This window comes from Acinetobacter sp. USHLN143, from assembly GCF_037145695.1.
Classification (GTDB): Bacteria; Pseudomonadota; Gammaproteobacteria; order Pseudomonadales; family Moraxellaceae; genus Acinetobacter; species Acinetobacter fasciculus.
Map to the genome: position 1 here is coordinate 1 of NZ_JBBCWZ010000075.1, position 13,296 is coordinate 13,296.

The following is a 13,296-nucleotide window of genomic DNA, read 5'->3' on the forward strand; positions in this document are numbered from 1 at the left end:
TGCAACTTCTCCAAAAAGCTTGAAAATCATTTCAAAGCCTTTGATTTAGTGTTCTTTTATATCAATAATGGATTCGTTTAATGCCAGCATACTTTTTGAAACACCACCCAATATTAAAGCTTCTAGCTCAGCATTGATTTTAGTATTTGGCGATTTTAAGGGACATTTACTATGACTACTTAATCCATCAATACCTTGTTCAGAATATCGTTTCCACCACTTGCGTAAAGTTGGTCTAGAAATGCCACATCTCCGACAAACCAGGCCAGTATTATTGGTCTCTTCAAATAATTTAACCCATACGAGTCTTTGTTGAATTTCTCTGTTCATAGACACCCATTATATTGAAGTGATGTCTATGAATCACACAGATTATCATAAGGCTTTTGAAACTGTCGCACCTCATGTTTGAATTCACCCATTAACAGAGTGCGAATTAGTCCTTGATCATGTTTGACCACATTTCAAGGAATAGTGTCCAACTTTCGGTATGCAGATTATGGTGTGGGGTTCTCTTAAAGTTTAAACCTTATTATTTTACTTCAGTAATGCTGATTGGCTGATCTTTTACAAATTCAACAACCCCTTCACCACGTTTAAAGTGAATTGAAACTCCATTATTATTAGCTAAACGAATACCACTACCAGCAACTGTTTGCTTTAAACGATATACCATGCCTGAGTTATCAGTCATTAAAGCAGTTTCAAAGTTATCCGATGATTTCAGAAAAATTAATAAACCATTCGGACCAGAAAATTTAAGGACCTGCGTATCAGCTGAAGTATTGCTTGTAGCCTTATCTTGTAAAGTTTCAGTCTTTGGACTCGAAGTACACCCAGTCATTGCTAAAACTAACAAAGTTAAACTTAAAAAATATTTCATTTAACTACCTTTTTCATCTGTAAATCATAGGTGTATTTATACTAATTGTTATAATTTAACAATAAAACAAATATTGCTTTTTTTTACATAAAAAAGCAATAAATCGCATTTTGAACCTTACCGGATTTATCGGAGATTTTTTTATTTAAGTTAGGCCACCTGACCTAACGGATTAATCTTATCATAGTACATTGCTTCAAACTCAAAAGGCGATACATAACCCAGTGCACTGTGTACATGCTTTTTATTGAACCAATCTACCCAATTTAATGTCGCAAGTTGTACATCTGCTAAACTTTGCCAATCTGCTTTTAAATATTCAATCATCTCTGTTTTGTATAAGCCATTCACTGTTTCAGCCAAAGCATTATCGTATGAGTTCCCATTGTACCGATTGATGCTCGTAAATTTTCTGCTCCTAAACGATTGGTATAGCGAATCGAAAGATATTGCACACCCCTGTCGGAATGATGAATCACATTCCTTGGCATACCTCAATCGTGTAATGCTTGCTCAAGTGCATCGAGCACCATATCTGTATTCATACGTGTTGATACTTTCCATCCAACAATTGCTCGTGAGAACACATCAGTAATAAAGGCGGTATAGACCCAGCCTGAATTTGTTTGAATATACGTAAAGTCATTCACCTGAGATACCGTCTTGGTAATCAATCAATAATTGAACCGCTCTATCTCTGATTTCAGGGGTATATTTTACTTTTTTCATTGGAACACTACGCTTCGCTACGTCTTGCGAAGCAATGCTTCTCATCTCAGGAAAGTTGGTCTCCGACAAACCCGGTACGGTTCAGTCAGCTTATTTTATAACCAGATGTACTTGTCAATCATGATTCTTTTTCTCAATTGCCTTAAAAAAACAATCTTGCTATTTTTGACTTTTCACACCATTTTGTTCAACTTGTACTGCGGCTTGCCAGCTAGGTAGTTGGCTTAAACCTGCTACGTAACGTTGGATATGGGGATAGTTTTCACCTTGTCCCATATGATAAACTAAAGCATGTAGTCCAAAGCCCATCATAAAGTCAGCACCGGTTAAACGGTCTGCCACTAGAAATTCTTTATCTTTTAAATATTCATTTAAATGGCTAAATACTTTATCGAACTCAACTTGAGTATAATTTTCTAGAAATACCAACTTCGTACCCTGCTTGGTTTCAATCGCATTAAACGTTTTTAATAAAAATGGCAGCATGGCAGAGCTTTCTGAGAAATGAATCCACTGTAGATAATCGACATAGGTAGGTTCATCCATATCTGGTGCTAAATGCGGCGCAAGTTTCTGAATTAATAACTCAACGATCGCACCCGACTCTGCAATAATTTTGCCATCCCATTCCAATACTGGAGATTTCCCTAAAGGGTGAATGGTTTTTAAAGAGTCAGGGGCCAAATGCGTGCTTGAGTCACGATAATAGCGTTTCAGCTCATAGGGCTGCTTGATTTCTTCAAGTAACCACAAAATGCGAAAAGAACGTGATTGATCTAAATGATGTAGTGTGATCATGATAATTCCTATTTTTTTAAATTTTTACAACCACTTTGCCAAAGTTTTCGCCTTTCAACATACCATTGAAAGCATTGATCGTGTTATCTAAACCTTGCACCATATGCTCTTTATATTTGATTTTTCCGTCTTTCAACCATTCAGACATTTGCTGATAGAATTCCGGATACTGACTGCCATAATCATCAAAAATAATAAAGCCTTGCATGCGAATACGCTTTTTTAAAAGGGTGGAAATAAAGCCCGGTAAACGGTCTGGCCCTTGTGCTTGCTCGGTAGCGTTATACTGGGAAACCACACCACACACCGGTACACGTGCCGCAGAGTTAAGCAATGGCCATACCGCATCAAACACTTTACCCCCGACATTCTCATAATAAATATCAATACCGTTGGGAGCTGCTTGTTGTAATTGTTCTGCAAAATTTTCATCATGATGATTGATACAAGCATCGAAGCCGAGTTCTTCTACAGCATAACGGCATTTTTCAGGCCCACCTGCGATGCCAACCACGCGACAACCTTTAAGTTTGCCAATCTGTCCAACCGTAGCACCAACAGGTCCCGTTGCAGCTGCAACGACTAAAGTTTCACCGGCTTTAGGCTGACCAATGTCCAACAGCCCCATATAAGCAGTAAATCCTGGCATTCCCAAAATACCCAATGCCCAAGATGGATGTTCAGGTTGCATACCTAAGCTTTGACATGCAGTCCCATTAGAAATTGCGTAGCCCTGCCAGCCATTTCCTGAAAGAACCCACTCGCCTTCTTTGAATTTTGGGTTTTTAGAGGCCACCACTTGACTGACTGTTCCACCGACCATCACTTCACCAATTTCAACCGGTGCTGCATATGAAGGAGCATCACTCATGCGACCACGCATATAAGGATCGAGTGACAAGTAAATGGTTTTTAACAATATCTCGCCTTGTTTAAGTTCATTGAGCTCAACTTGCTCAATACGAAAATCGCTGTGTTTTGGCTCACCCACTGGCCGTTTAGCTAAAACGATGCGTTGATTAATAACTGTTTTCACACATATAACTCCATGTTTTATTTAGAAGTATTTCTCTTCACAATTAAAAATTAAGATTAAAATTTCTTTACATCCATTGTAGATGAGTTATAATAAAAAACAATACGACTGGTCTATTTTTTTACAATAGAGTAAATAATTAATATGAAGCCTACTCCTATTAAAAAGTCTGAAGCGAAGCGCTTACACATTCTTAACACCAGTTCAGACCTGATTTTGCATAAAGGTTTTACCGGTGTAGGATTACAGGAAATTTTACAGAGCTGTGAGATCCCTAAAGGCTCGTTTTATCATTATTTCCAATCTAAGGAAGCTTTCGGATGTGAATTGGTACAGCATTATGTAGACAATTACCAAGTCCGTTTAAATGATGTATGGCGTAGTGATAAATCCCCTTATCAAAAGCTGATTGAGTATTTTAATTTATGGATAGAAGATCCTAAAACACAGTGTGGTTGGGCGGATAGCTGTTTAATTGTGAAACTTGCCGCAGAAGTTGCCGATCTATCCGAAGATATGCGCTCCATTATGTCCGCTGGCGTCGATGATGTAATCCAACGGATTGCTGCTTTAATTGATTTGGGTAAACAGGATCAATCTATCCAAGCAGATACCGAGGCCTCGACTTTGGCACAAGTACTTTACCAAATGTGGTTAGGTGCAGCATTACTGAGTAAGTTGCAAAAAGATAAAACACCATTACATCAAGCTCTGAGAGCAACTAAATTTCTATTAAAAGGTGAAGATTCATAAAAATTAAATTAAATATCAATTACATAATTAATAATAGCAGTCCAATGATTACTTATTAATGTGTTGCTATTAGATCAATTAACAATCTATGAGTATAGCGCACAATGAATTCTCCTCCTAAAGCCCTCATGACTCGTATTTTAGTCGGATATTTAGGCTTATATCCCACACTATTACTGGTACTCACTTTATTAAAGCCAATTACTGAGCATCAAAGTTTCCCGATGATGGTGTTGATTGAAGTCATAGTATTAGTGCCAGTAACGCAACTGATTTCTTTCCCACTGGCAGGTTGGCTCATTACACAGCTAAAAAATTTTAAGAATTTGTTTTAAGAAGAAGTTATGCTGGCAACAGCAATCCTAAGTTCTTATTTTGCCAACCACAAAGGTTGGCAAAATAACTCACTTAGTCGAGATTAATCTGCGTAAGCTGGATAATCAATATAGCCTTTTTCCGCCCCACCATACATAGTACTTGCATCTACTGCATTCAATGGCCAACCATTGGCGATGCGATCGGGTAAATCTGGATTCGCAATAAATGGGCGTCCAAATGCAATTAAATCGGCCAGCCCTGCCTCTAAAATTCGAGTCCCTCTTTCTGCCGTATATCGACCTGCATAAATAATCCGACCACTGAAAGTGTCTCTGACATCTCTACGAAAATCATGAGGAAGTTCTGGTGCATTATCCCAATCAGCTTCTGCAATCGATAAATAGGCAATCCCAACTTCTTCAAGTATTTTTATGGCTTCAATATAAGTCACATGTGGATCATCTTCAACCAACCCCATGTAAACACGATCTTCCTCTGTACTTTCAAATAGCGGGGCAAAACGCACTCCTAAACGATCTGCACCAACCACCTCAGCAACTGCCTCTACTACTTCACGTAAAAAACGCAAACGATTGTTTAGTGATCCACCATATTCATCTTCACGGTGGTTACTATGTGCAGAGATAAATTGATTCACCAAATAACCATTTGCACAATGAATTTCAACCCCATCAAAACCAGCAGCCAAGGCATTGCGTGCTGCTTGAGCATAGAGTTGCACTAATTCTTTAACTTCTGCATTGCTTAAAGCACGTGGCATTGAAGGATCAGCCAAGGCACCTGCATTGGGCCCGGTCTCAATAAAGACTTTAACATTACTATCAGCCCTAATAGCCGAGGGCGCGACCGGTGATGCATGATTGGGTTGCAAAGATGTATGTGAAACACGCCCAACATGCCAAAGTTGTGCAAAAATAATGCCTCCTTTAGCATGCACTGCTTCCGTCACTTTACGCCATCCAGCAATCTGTTCAGAGCTGTAAATACCGGGTGTCCAAGCATAGCCTTGACCACGTGGCTCGATTTGCGTACCTTCGGTGACCATAAATCCTGCACCGGTACGCTGTTGATAATAGGTTGCCATCAGTTCATTTGGAATATTCCCTGGCTGAGTACTGCGCGACCGCGTTAATGGTGGCAATACAATACGGTTTTGCAAAACATAAGGGCCTAAGCTTAAGTTTTGAAATAGTTTGCTGTCTTTCATTTCATTGTATCCAAGTCATCATGACTTAATTGATCTAAATTAAAAAAATACCCTTCCTTCCTGTATATAGAAAAAATAAAGGAAGGAAAGCTATTAACTCAGGCCCTTCACCATTAAGGGAGGGTTATTTTGCTTATTGCGCCAGTTGCTCAGAGTCAGAAGTTTATTCACTGCTAAGCACCACAACAGACACTAGCTACTCTTTATTTCAACAATTGAAGTAATGCTGAGGCAGTTGCAGCAGAAGATGCTGGATTTTGTCCAGTAACCAGCAAGCCATCTACTTGAACATGTACTTGCCAATCATCAACTTTAGAATAATGACCACCGTTTTGTTTAAGCATGTCTTCGACTAAAAATGGTACAATTTCAGTCAAACCTACAGCGGCCTCCTCAGTATTGGTGAAACCAGTCACTAATTTACCGCTAACTAAGGGCGCTCCATTACTCGCTTTCACATGACGAAGAACACCCGGGGCATGACACACTGCTGCAACAGGTTTGCCAGACTGAATCGCCTGTTCAATCAGAGAAATTGAAATCGGATCTTCTGCTAAATCCCACAATGGGCCATGCCCGCCTGGATAAAACACTGCATCATAATCAGCTACAGAAATTTCGCTAAGTTTATGTGTCTGTGCCAATGCTTGCATTGCAGTTGGATCTGCTTCAAAACGATGAGTGGTTTCAGTTTGAGCATCGGCTAAATTACTTTTCGGATCTAGTGGTGGCTGCCCACCTTGAGGCGACGCCAGCGTAACTTCAGCACCAGAGTCAATAAAGGTGTAATACGGTGCAGCAAGTTCTTCTAGCCAGAAACCTGTTTTCTTACCAGTATTGCCAAGTTGATCATGTGAAGTTAAAACGATTAAAATTTTCATGTTATTTCTCCGATAATTTTCATGATTGAGGAGCATTGTTACAGGGTCAGAGCATGCCAGATACGCGCATTTAGCTTAGATGCTCATCTCGAGAATTTGGCGACTGATCTCTAATGAAACATTTTTATGTTCGCCTAGCTGTGTAAGATTATGTGATTTAAGTTGCGTAATGATGATCTCAATATCTGTCTCCCCCAGTCCATAATCGCTAAGACGAGTCGGCAATCCAAGTTGCTCAAAGAAGGCTCGAGTACGAGCAATAGCAGTATCAATACGTTGTTCTTCATCACCTTCGACAATCTGCCAGACACGAGCTGCATACTGTAGTAATTTTTCTCGCTTCTCTTGACGACGCACTTGTAGATTGGACGGCAACACAATGGCCAAGGTACGAGCATGATCAATACCATATAAAGCCGTGAGCTCATGTCCAATCAAATGGGTTGACCAATCTTGTGGTACACCAGCTCCAATTAGCCCATTCAGTGCCATGCTAGCAGCCCACATCAAATTCGCACGCGTGTCATAATCTGCTGAATCTTCCAAGATTTTCGGTCCAATCTCAATCAAAGTTTGCAATAGACCTTCGGCAAAACGATCTTGTACGTGTGCATTCACAGGGTGAGTTAAGTACTGTTCCATGACATGAATAAATGCATCGACCACGCCATTAGCCAACTGGCGCGTCGGCAAGCTAAAAGTTTTATTCGGATCAAGTACGGAAAATTGCGGAAAAACATAGGGACTGCTAAATGACAATTTGGCTTGGGTCGATTTTCTGGTTACTACCCCACCGCTATTCATTTCTGAACCAGTTGCCGGAAGGGTGAGTACACTCGCAAAAGGCAAAGCTTGGGTAATTTTATTACCATGGGTTTCTAAAATCTCACATGTATCCCCTGTATAATTGACTGCTGCTGCAATAAATTTAGTACCGTCGATTACCGATCCACCACCGACAGCCATCAAGAAATCAATCTTTTGTTCACGAATCAGCTCTACAGCTTTCATGAGGGTTTCATAACTCGGATTCGGCTCAATTCCGCCAAATTCATGAATTTCTCTTGCACCTAATGCTTCACGCACTTCAGCTAAAGTACCATTCTTACGTGCACTTTCACCACCAAACAACATTAATACTTTTGCTTCTGTAGGCACATAGTCATTGATTTTAGCTATTGTATCGCCACCAAAAATAATGCGGGTCGGATTATAAAAGTTAAAATTCAGCATATTTTTATCCTAGAATGATCAGTTAATTGATTTGAAAAACCACCGTTATTCATCAAATAAACTTTTAAAAAATCGGACAACACTACGGCTTTTGCCTACACCATGTGCTAACTATACATAAAAATAGACCAGTCGTCTATTTTTATAAAAATTATTTCAGCTTGCAACTTTAGTGATGGTTAAACAAATTCAGGCTTGTTCTATACCGCTTTTATTATTGATGTATTTTCACGAGCGATTGTTGGATGAAAGGTATCAACACGTATGACTACTGACATGGTTGTGAACGCATTGGCTGAAACAGTGAATGGCTCATACAAAATAGCAATGATTAAATATTTTAAAAGCAGATTGGCACGGTTTAGCAGATGTACAAATGTGACAGTAAATTAGATAGATTGGTTCAATATAAAGCATGTAAATAGTTGCATTCGTTTATTTACCCTGTTTTGGATATTGACCCATGTAAATGATGAGATTAAGCCAATAAATAAAGTAGCCCAACTTGAATAAAAAGCCTATGACAAACCTCAAAGCGTTAAAGTGCTGCCTTTCATTCAAAATTTCAGACAGCACCCTCATACATTTAAGCATCGGTTTAAGCTGGTAGTTTACTCGCCAAAACATCTACTTTTTCAATAGATGGTGGCTCTGAAAATAGCTCTTCGGCCTGAGCCATCAAAGCAGCTGCAACCTTGCCAGATAAATGCGCTTGGCGACCCGCCTCATCAGGAAATGCATCAAAAATACCAAATGTTGTAGGTCCAAGACGTAGGCCAAACCACGCAACTGTCGCAGGTTCTTCCATGACAATAGGTAAACCGGCTTTAAGAAAAGCTTCCACTTCGTCTTCTTTACCCGGTTTAGCTTCAAGACGGACATATAAAGCTGTTTTAAGCATGACTAAAACTCCATAATTGATTATAATTCAAACTGATTCTGACATTGCTAATGTATGCATGTCAGAAAGTTTTGTTGTATAAAAGTTAAAAAAAATTCCCATAGCTGAGCCAAAATTTAGGTTTTTATTTCGACATAATGCTATGAATTTATTCAAGTTAATATCATTAACATTTGAATCAAAAAATCAAGATATGAGATGATTAAATTCAATCTTATTTATATAAGGATCAATTGACTCTACCTTAGATTTATAAGCTGACCTCTTCATCTGGAAATTATATTGCTCAAGAAGCATTCAAGAACAATATTGTACATCCTCATATCTATGAAAGTTATTTAGCTAGGAATTTGCTGTGAAACTCTATATGTTTCTCTATAAAGCTCGCAATAAAGTAATAGCTATGGTCATACCCTTCTCTTAGGTTAAGTGTCAGAGGATATTCTTGTTCCAAACAAATATCACTAAGAAGCTTAGGCCTTAACTGTTCTTCAAGAAAATCATCAGCTGTTCCTTGATCGACTAAAATAGGTAAATGAACTTCAGCGTTTTTGATTAATTCAATCGCATCATAGCTTTTCCATAAAGTTTCGGTTTCACCTAGGTAGTGTGTAAAAGCCTTTTTCCCCCAAGGTACTTGGCTAGGTGCAACAATTGGTGCAAAAGCAGAAATACTTTTATACAGCTCAGGATTTTTTAATCCAATTACTAATGCACCATGACCACCCATGCTATGACCCATAATACTTTGGACTTGATTGGTCGGAAAATTCAGGTCAATCAGATTTCTGAGCTCTTCCACAATATAATCATACATTTTGAAATGCTGCGACCAGGGTGCTTGTGTTGCATTCACATAGAATCCTGCGCCTTGGCCTAAATCATAATCTGCATGATCTGGTACATCCTCTCCACGTGGGCTGGTATCTGGTGCAACAATAATGACTTTATGTTCAGCCGCATACTTTTGTGCTCCGGCTTTAGTAATAAAGTTCTGTTCGTTGCAAGTCAATCCTGATAACCAATATAACACTGGCAACCGCTCATCTTTGTCATGAGGTGGCAGATATATTGAGAATTTCATTGAACAGTTTAATGCTATTGACTGATGGCGATACACTTCTTGCGATCCACCAAAAGAAGCATGTTTCTCAATTATTTCCATAATCAATTACCTATGTTGAGCAAGACTTCATGAGAAATCGAGTAAACAAAGAGTCTGACATTCTCCACAGAGAATACTGATAAAGATTTAAAATGTAGGTAGGTTTGTTGAACCTATACATGATGGATACATAGATAGATCTGTTTTACAGATGATGTGCCGTTTTAGAGGATTCCATGCATGTCATTCATGATTCACATGCATGGAAAAGTATAAGGTCTGACGGAATTATTCGTAATGAATTACAGTACGAATTGACTTACCTTCATGCATTAGATCAAAGGCTTCATTGATCTGATCCAAGCCCATCGTATGTGTCACAAATGGTTCTAATTGAATTTTACCTTTCATGGCATCTTCAACCATTCCTGGAAGTTGCGTACGACCTTTTACCCCACCAAAGGCAGAACCTAGCCATTTACGACCAGTAACCAGTTGGAATGGACGGGTAGAGATTTCCTGACCTGCGCCAGCTACACCAATAATTACGGATTGTCCCCAGCCACGGTGTGCACTTTCAAGGGCTGCACGCATCACATTCACGTTACCAATACATTCAAATGAATGATCTACACCCCAGCCAGTCATTTCGACAATGACTTGCTGGATTGGTTTATCGTAATCTTTAGGGTTCAAGAAGTCCGTTGCACCAAACTCTTTTGCCAGCGCAAATTTATCTGGATTCATGTCAACCACAATAATACGCCCTGCTTTAGCTTGACGTGCGGCTTGTACGACTGCCAGACCAATACCACCTAAACCAAAGACCGCAACACTATCACCTTCTTGTACTTTAGCCGTGTTATGTACTGCACCGATACCCGTTGTTACCCCACAACCCAGTAAGCAGACATGTTCGTGATTGGCTTCAGGATTGATTTTAGCCAATGATACTTCTGCCACTACAGTGTATTCACTGAACGTTGAGCAGCCCATATAGTGGTAAATCGGTTGACCATTGTAGGAAAAACGAGTGGTACCATCTGGCATTACGCCTCTACCTTGAGTTTCGCGAACGGAAATACACAAGTTCGATTTTCCAGATTTACAGAATACGCACTCGCCACATTCAGCAGTGTAAAGTGGAATAACATGATCACCTGGTTTGACGCTAGTCACGCCTTCACCAACCTCAACTACAACACCAGCACCTTCATGCCCGAGAATAGCCGGAAAAACACCTTCAGGATCATCGCCAGACAAAGTAAATGCATCTGTATGACACACACCGGTATGGGAGATCTTAATTAATACTTCACCTTTCTTTGGTGGTGCAACATCAACTTCAACAATTTGAAGAGGTTGACCAGGACCAAACGCAACAGCAGCACGTGACTTCATGGAATAATTCCTTATACAGATCTATTTTAAATATGATTTTAGAATCTTGGCGATTTCAGCCAATTCTTCTTTTCGTTGTTGTTCTGTGGTTTCACCTGATACTAAAGTGTCCTTTAAATGAACCTCCAACATTTCATTCATCAAACCATTAATAGCACCACGCACAGAGCATATTTGTTGCAGAATTGCACCACATTCCACATTGTCTTCTAACGCTTTTTCAATCGCTTGCGTCTGACCTTTGATCTTTCTGACGCGTAGAAGAATCTTTTTTTTGTCTTCAACCTGATTAGGCATCAGACCTCCTTATTTGCTAGCATTAATACTATAGTACCCCATAGTATAAAAAAAGCAATAATTTTTATAAATCGAAAATTAAAAAGATCTTTAGCGAAAATTTTCTATCCCTGTTTTTAGTTTTTTTAAATTAACATCATAGAGCTTATGCGAAAGTCACAAAAAAAATGGGACTTTTAGCTCCCATTTTTTATTTTGTCTCATGTTCTTTGTAATGCTGTGACCTTTTAGAATTATGTTTCAAATTTTAGCCACTTTGTAGATATTTTGAACGTTTCAAGCCTTGAAAATACTACCGACAGTTTAGATTAAACTGCCTTTACAGACTGTACTAGAATATTTTTAGTGAGCGGATGATATTTATTATTCATTATTTAGGAATTATTAAATCCTATAAATATCATTTATTGGATTATTTTACTTTGATACTGTGCACATCATCCCCCAGTTAAGAATAAGGAACAATTATGAATAAGATGATGAATGCTCTTATCCTAGAAAATTTTGGTGATCATGAATTTAAACGTGTAGAACTCCCTATACCTCAACCAGAGGCTGGGCAAGTTCTAGTACGTATTCATGCTAGTGGTGTAAACCCTATTGATTATAAAATTCGTCTTGGTGAAGCACCATATGCTATGCCAGAGCTTCCTGCCGTGTTGGGAACGGATATGGCTGGGGTTGTAACTGCTGTTGGTGAAGGTGTCACCCACTTCAACGTCGGAGATGAAGTTTACGGTCTGATAGGTGGCGTTCGTGGTCTTCAAGGATCTTTAGCAGAATATGTTGTAGCAGATGCTGATTTGATCGCATTAAAGCCACGCAATATCTCTATGCGCGAGGCAGCAGTACTACCATTGACGTTCCTCACCGCTTGGGAAGGTTTAGTGGATAATGCGAAGGTCCAACCAGGGCAAACTGTACTGGTTCAGGGTGGTGCTGGTGGCGTTGGTTATATGGTTGTTCAGCTTGCAAAAGCACTTGATGCAAATGTTTGGGCGACTGGTCGTACAGCTGATCAATCACTGATTTCAGAACTCGGTGCAACACCTCTCGATTACACAACAGCATCTTCCGATGACATTATTGCTGCAAGCCCTGAGGGTCAAGGTTTTAACATTGTTTACGACACTGTGGGCGGTCCAGTACTCGAAGCTTCACTTTCCATGACAACTCACTATGGCCACATTACCAGCTGTGCTGCATTTGGTAATCATCATTTAGCGAGTTCATCCCTACGGTGTGCCACACTGTCTGGCGTATTCGTCCTATTGCCGATGTTAACAGGCAATCGCCGTTCTCATCATGGTGATGTCCTTAAGATCGCTACTCGTCTCGTTGAGGAAGGTAAACTGCGTCCTCTTGTTGATCCTCGTCATTTTACTCTAGACCAAGCGATTGAGGCTCATGATGCTGTTCAAGATCGTTCTGCCAATATTAAGGTAGTTATTGATGTCATTTAACGCACTTCAGGCCAAGACTTGGCGCTTCAATTCTATTGGAGATACAGATGTTCTGACATTAGAAACACTTCCTGTGGCTTTACCAGCCGCAGGAGAAGTTCTAATCCAGATGAAAACGATCGGACTCAACCGGGCTGATGTAATGTTTCGGCGTGGTACTTAACCTGAGTTCGACATAAAAAATAAATAAAAAAAAGCCTTAGCATCTGTAATATCTTGGTTACGAAGACAAAACATTTCAGAGCAAGGCTTTTTCATGGACTATATTAC

13 protein-coding genes and 5 pseudogenes are annotated in these 13,296 nt (G+C 39.5%); 6 read left to right on the forward strand and 12 right to left on the reverse strand.

The annotated features are described in order from the left end of the window. Nucleotides 1–81: pseudogene (locus WFH18_RS14545) on the forward strand (IS1 family transposase); the annotation flags it as partial. Between the two features lie 27 nt (nt 82–108). Here the strand turns inward: WFH18_RS14545 and WFH18_RS14550 are convergent. The 5 genes and pseudogenes from WFH18_RS14550 to WFH18_RS14570 form a co-directional block, all read right to left on the reverse strand. Beyond that, nucleotides 109–330, reverse strand: a pseudogene (locus WFH18_RS14550) (helix-turn-helix domain-containing protein); the annotation flags it as partial. Nucleotides 331–532: 202 nt separating this feature from the next. Then, nucleotides 533–883: a hypothetical protein gene (locus WFH18_RS14555; protein WP_004281821.1), complete on the reverse strand. Its 351-nt coding sequence runs from the start codon at nt 881–883 to the stop codon at nt 533–535. Between the two features lie 150 nt (nt 884–1,033). Then, nucleotides 1,034–1,533, reverse strand: a pseudogene (locus WFH18_RS14560) (IS3 family transposase); the annotation flags it as partial. 238 nt (nt 1,534–1,771) lie between these two features. Further along, on the reverse strand, nt 1,772–2,410 hold the full coding sequence (locus WFH18_RS14565) for a glutathione S-transferase family protein (RefSeq protein WP_103800936.1): 639 nt from the start codon (nt 2,408–2,410) through the stop codon (nt 1,772–1,774). Nucleotides 2,411–2,426: 16 nt separating this feature from the next. After that, on the reverse strand, nt 2,427–3,446 hold the full coding sequence (locus tag WFH18_RS14570) for an NADP-dependent oxidoreductase (RefSeq protein WP_103800937.1): 1,020 nt from the start codon (nt 3,444–3,446) through the stop codon (nt 2,427–2,429). A 144-nt stretch (nt 3,447–3,590) separates the two neighbouring features. Here WFH18_RS14570 and WFH18_RS14575 point away from each other — a divergent pair, with 144 nt between their 5' ends. Together WFH18_RS14575 and WFH18_RS14580 are read left to right on the forward strand one after the other, a co-directional pair. Continuing rightward, the gene (locus WFH18_RS14575; protein ID WP_103800938.1) at nt 3,591–4,199 is read left to right on the forward strand and encodes a TetR/AcrR family transcriptional regulator; all 609 of its coding nucleotides are present in this window, start codon (nt 3,591–3,593) and stop codon (nt 4,197–4,199) included. 104 nt (nt 4,200–4,303) lie between these two features. Beyond that, a complete protein-coding gene (locus WFH18_RS14580) occupies nt 4,304–4,534 on the forward strand; it encodes a hypothetical protein (protein WP_001087955.1) in 231 nt (76 codons plus the stop codon). A gap of 83 nt (nt 4,535–4,617) precedes the next feature. On the opposite strand, the gene WFH18_RS14585 is transcribed toward WFH18_RS14580, so the two are convergent. From WFH18_RS14585 to WFH18_RS14595, 3 genes are all read right to left on the reverse strand, one after another. Continuing rightward, a complete protein-coding gene (locus tag WFH18_RS14585; protein ID WP_103800939.1) occupies nt 4,618–5,745 on the reverse strand; it encodes an alkene reductase in 1,128 nt (375 codons plus the stop codon). 203 nt (nt 5,746–5,948) lie between these two features. Beyond that, nucleotides 5,949–6,626: a type 1 glutamine amidotransferase domain-containing protein gene (locus WFH18_RS14590; RefSeq protein WP_004647734.1), complete on the reverse strand. Its 678-nt coding sequence runs from the start codon at nt 6,624–6,626 to the stop codon at nt 5,949–5,951. A gap of 75 nt (nt 6,627–6,701) precedes the next feature. Continuing rightward, the gene (locus WFH18_RS14595) at nt 6,702–7,859 is read right to left on the reverse strand and encodes an iron-containing alcohol dehydrogenase (protein WP_153567051.1); all 1,158 of its coding nucleotides are present in this window, start codon (nt 7,857–7,859) and stop codon (nt 6,702–6,704) included. Nucleotides 7,860–8,042: 183 nt separating this feature from the next. Here WFH18_RS14595 and WFH18_RS18545 point away from each other — a divergent pair. Then, nucleotides 8,043–8,372: pseudogene (locus WFH18_RS18545) on the forward strand (IS3 family transposase); the annotation flags it as partial. Between the two features lie 85 nt (nt 8,373–8,457). On the opposite strand, the gene WFH18_RS14605 reads toward WFH18_RS18545, so the two are convergent. The 4 genes from WFH18_RS14605 to WFH18_RS14620 form a co-directional block, all read right to left on the reverse strand. Then, nucleotides 8,458–8,760 (reverse strand): putative quinol monooxygenase, encoded by a 303-nt coding sequence (locus WFH18_RS14605; RefSeq protein WP_000920558.1) that lies wholly within the window; start codon nt 8,758–8,760, stop codon nt 8,458–8,460. Between the two features lie 334 nt (nt 8,761–9,094). Further along, nucleotides 9,095–9,925: an S-formylglutathione hydrolase gene (gene fghA, locus WFH18_RS14610; RefSeq protein ID WP_000402510.1), complete on the reverse strand. Its 831-nt coding sequence runs from the start codon at nt 9,923–9,925 to the stop codon at nt 9,095–9,097. 228 nt (nt 9,926–10,153) lie between these two features. Next, nucleotides 10,154–11,266, reverse strand: coding sequence for an S-(hydroxymethyl)glutathione dehydrogenase/class III alcohol dehydrogenase (locus WFH18_RS14615; RefSeq protein WP_000842149.1), 1,113 nt, complete (start codon nt 11,264–11,266; stop codon nt 10,154–10,156). A 21-nt stretch (nt 11,267–11,287) separates the two neighbouring features. Next, complete coding sequence (locus WFH18_RS14620; RefSeq protein ID WP_001133624.1) at nt 11,288–11,563, reverse strand: metal/formaldehyde-sensitive transcriptional repressor; 276 nt, start codon at nt 11,561–11,563, stop codon at nt 11,288–11,290. 467 nt (nt 11,564–12,030) lie between these two features. On the opposite strand from WFH18_RS14620, the gene WFH18_RS14625 reads away from it, so the two are divergent. Together WFH18_RS14625 and WFH18_RS14630 are read left to right on the forward strand one after the other, a co-directional pair. Further along, on the forward strand, nt 12,031–13,026 hold the full coding sequence (locus WFH18_RS14625; protein WP_103800993.1) for a zinc-dependent alcohol dehydrogenase family protein: 996 nt from the start codon (nt 12,031–12,033) through the stop codon (nt 13,024–13,026). Next, a pseudogene (locus tag WFH18_RS14630) lies at nt 13,016–13,186 on the forward strand (NADPH:quinone reductase); the annotation flags it as partial. The gene WFH18_RS14625 and the pseudogene WFH18_RS14630, both read left to right, overlap by 11 nt. Nucleotides 13,187–13,296: the final 110 nt, after the last annotated feature.

What these genes read in the sequence shown, in the direction of transcription:
- WFH18_RS14555 (WP_004281821.1), bottom strand. Translation starts at nt 883, where the DNA reads ATGAAATATTTTTTAAGTTTAACTTTGTTAGTTTTAGCAATGACTGGG.
- WFH18_RS14565 (WP_103800936.1), bottom strand. Translation starts at nt 2,410, where the DNA reads ATGATCACACTACATCATTTAGATCAATCACGTTCTTTTCGCATTTTG.
- WFH18_RS14575 (WP_103800938.1), top strand. Translation starts at nt 3,591, where the DNA reads ATGAAGCCTACTCCTATTAAAAAGTCTGAAGCGAAGCGCTTACACATT.
- WFH18_RS14580 (WP_001087955.1), top strand. Translation starts at nt 4,304, where the DNA reads ATGAATTCTCCTCCTAAAGCCCTCATGACTCGTATTTTAGTCGGATAT.
- WFH18_RS14585 (WP_103800939.1), bottom strand. Translation starts at nt 5,745, where the DNA reads ATGAAAGACAGCAAACTATTTCAAAACTTAAGCTTAGGCCCTTATGTT.
- WFH18_RS14590 (WP_004647734.1), bottom strand. Translation starts at nt 6,626, where the DNA reads ATGAAAATTTTAATCGTTTTAACTTCACATGATCAACTTGGCAATACT.
- WFH18_RS14595 (WP_153567051.1), bottom strand. Translation starts at nt 7,859, where the DNA reads ATGCTGAATTTTAACTTTTATAATCCGACCCGCATTATTTTTGGTGGC.
- WFH18_RS14605 (WP_000920558.1), bottom strand. Translation starts at nt 8,760, where the DNA reads ATGCTTAAAACAGCTTTATATGTCCGTCTTGAAGCTAAACCGGGTAAA.
- fghA (WP_000402510.1), bottom strand. Translation starts at nt 9,925, where the DNA reads ATGGAAATAATTGAGAAACATGCTTCTTTTGGTGGATCGCAAGAAGTG.
- WFH18_RS14615 (WP_000842149.1), bottom strand. Translation starts at nt 11,266, where the DNA reads ATGAAGTCACGTGCTGCTGTTGCGTTTGGTCCTGGTCAACCTCTTCAA.
- WFH18_RS14620 (WP_001133624.1), bottom strand. Translation starts at nt 11,563, where the DNA reads ATGCCTAATCAGGTTGAAGACAAAAAAAAGATTCTTCTACGCGTCAGA.
- WFH18_RS14625 (WP_103800993.1), top strand. Translation starts at nt 12,031, where the DNA reads ATGAATAAGATGATGAATGCTCTTATCCTAGAAAATTTTGGTGATCAT.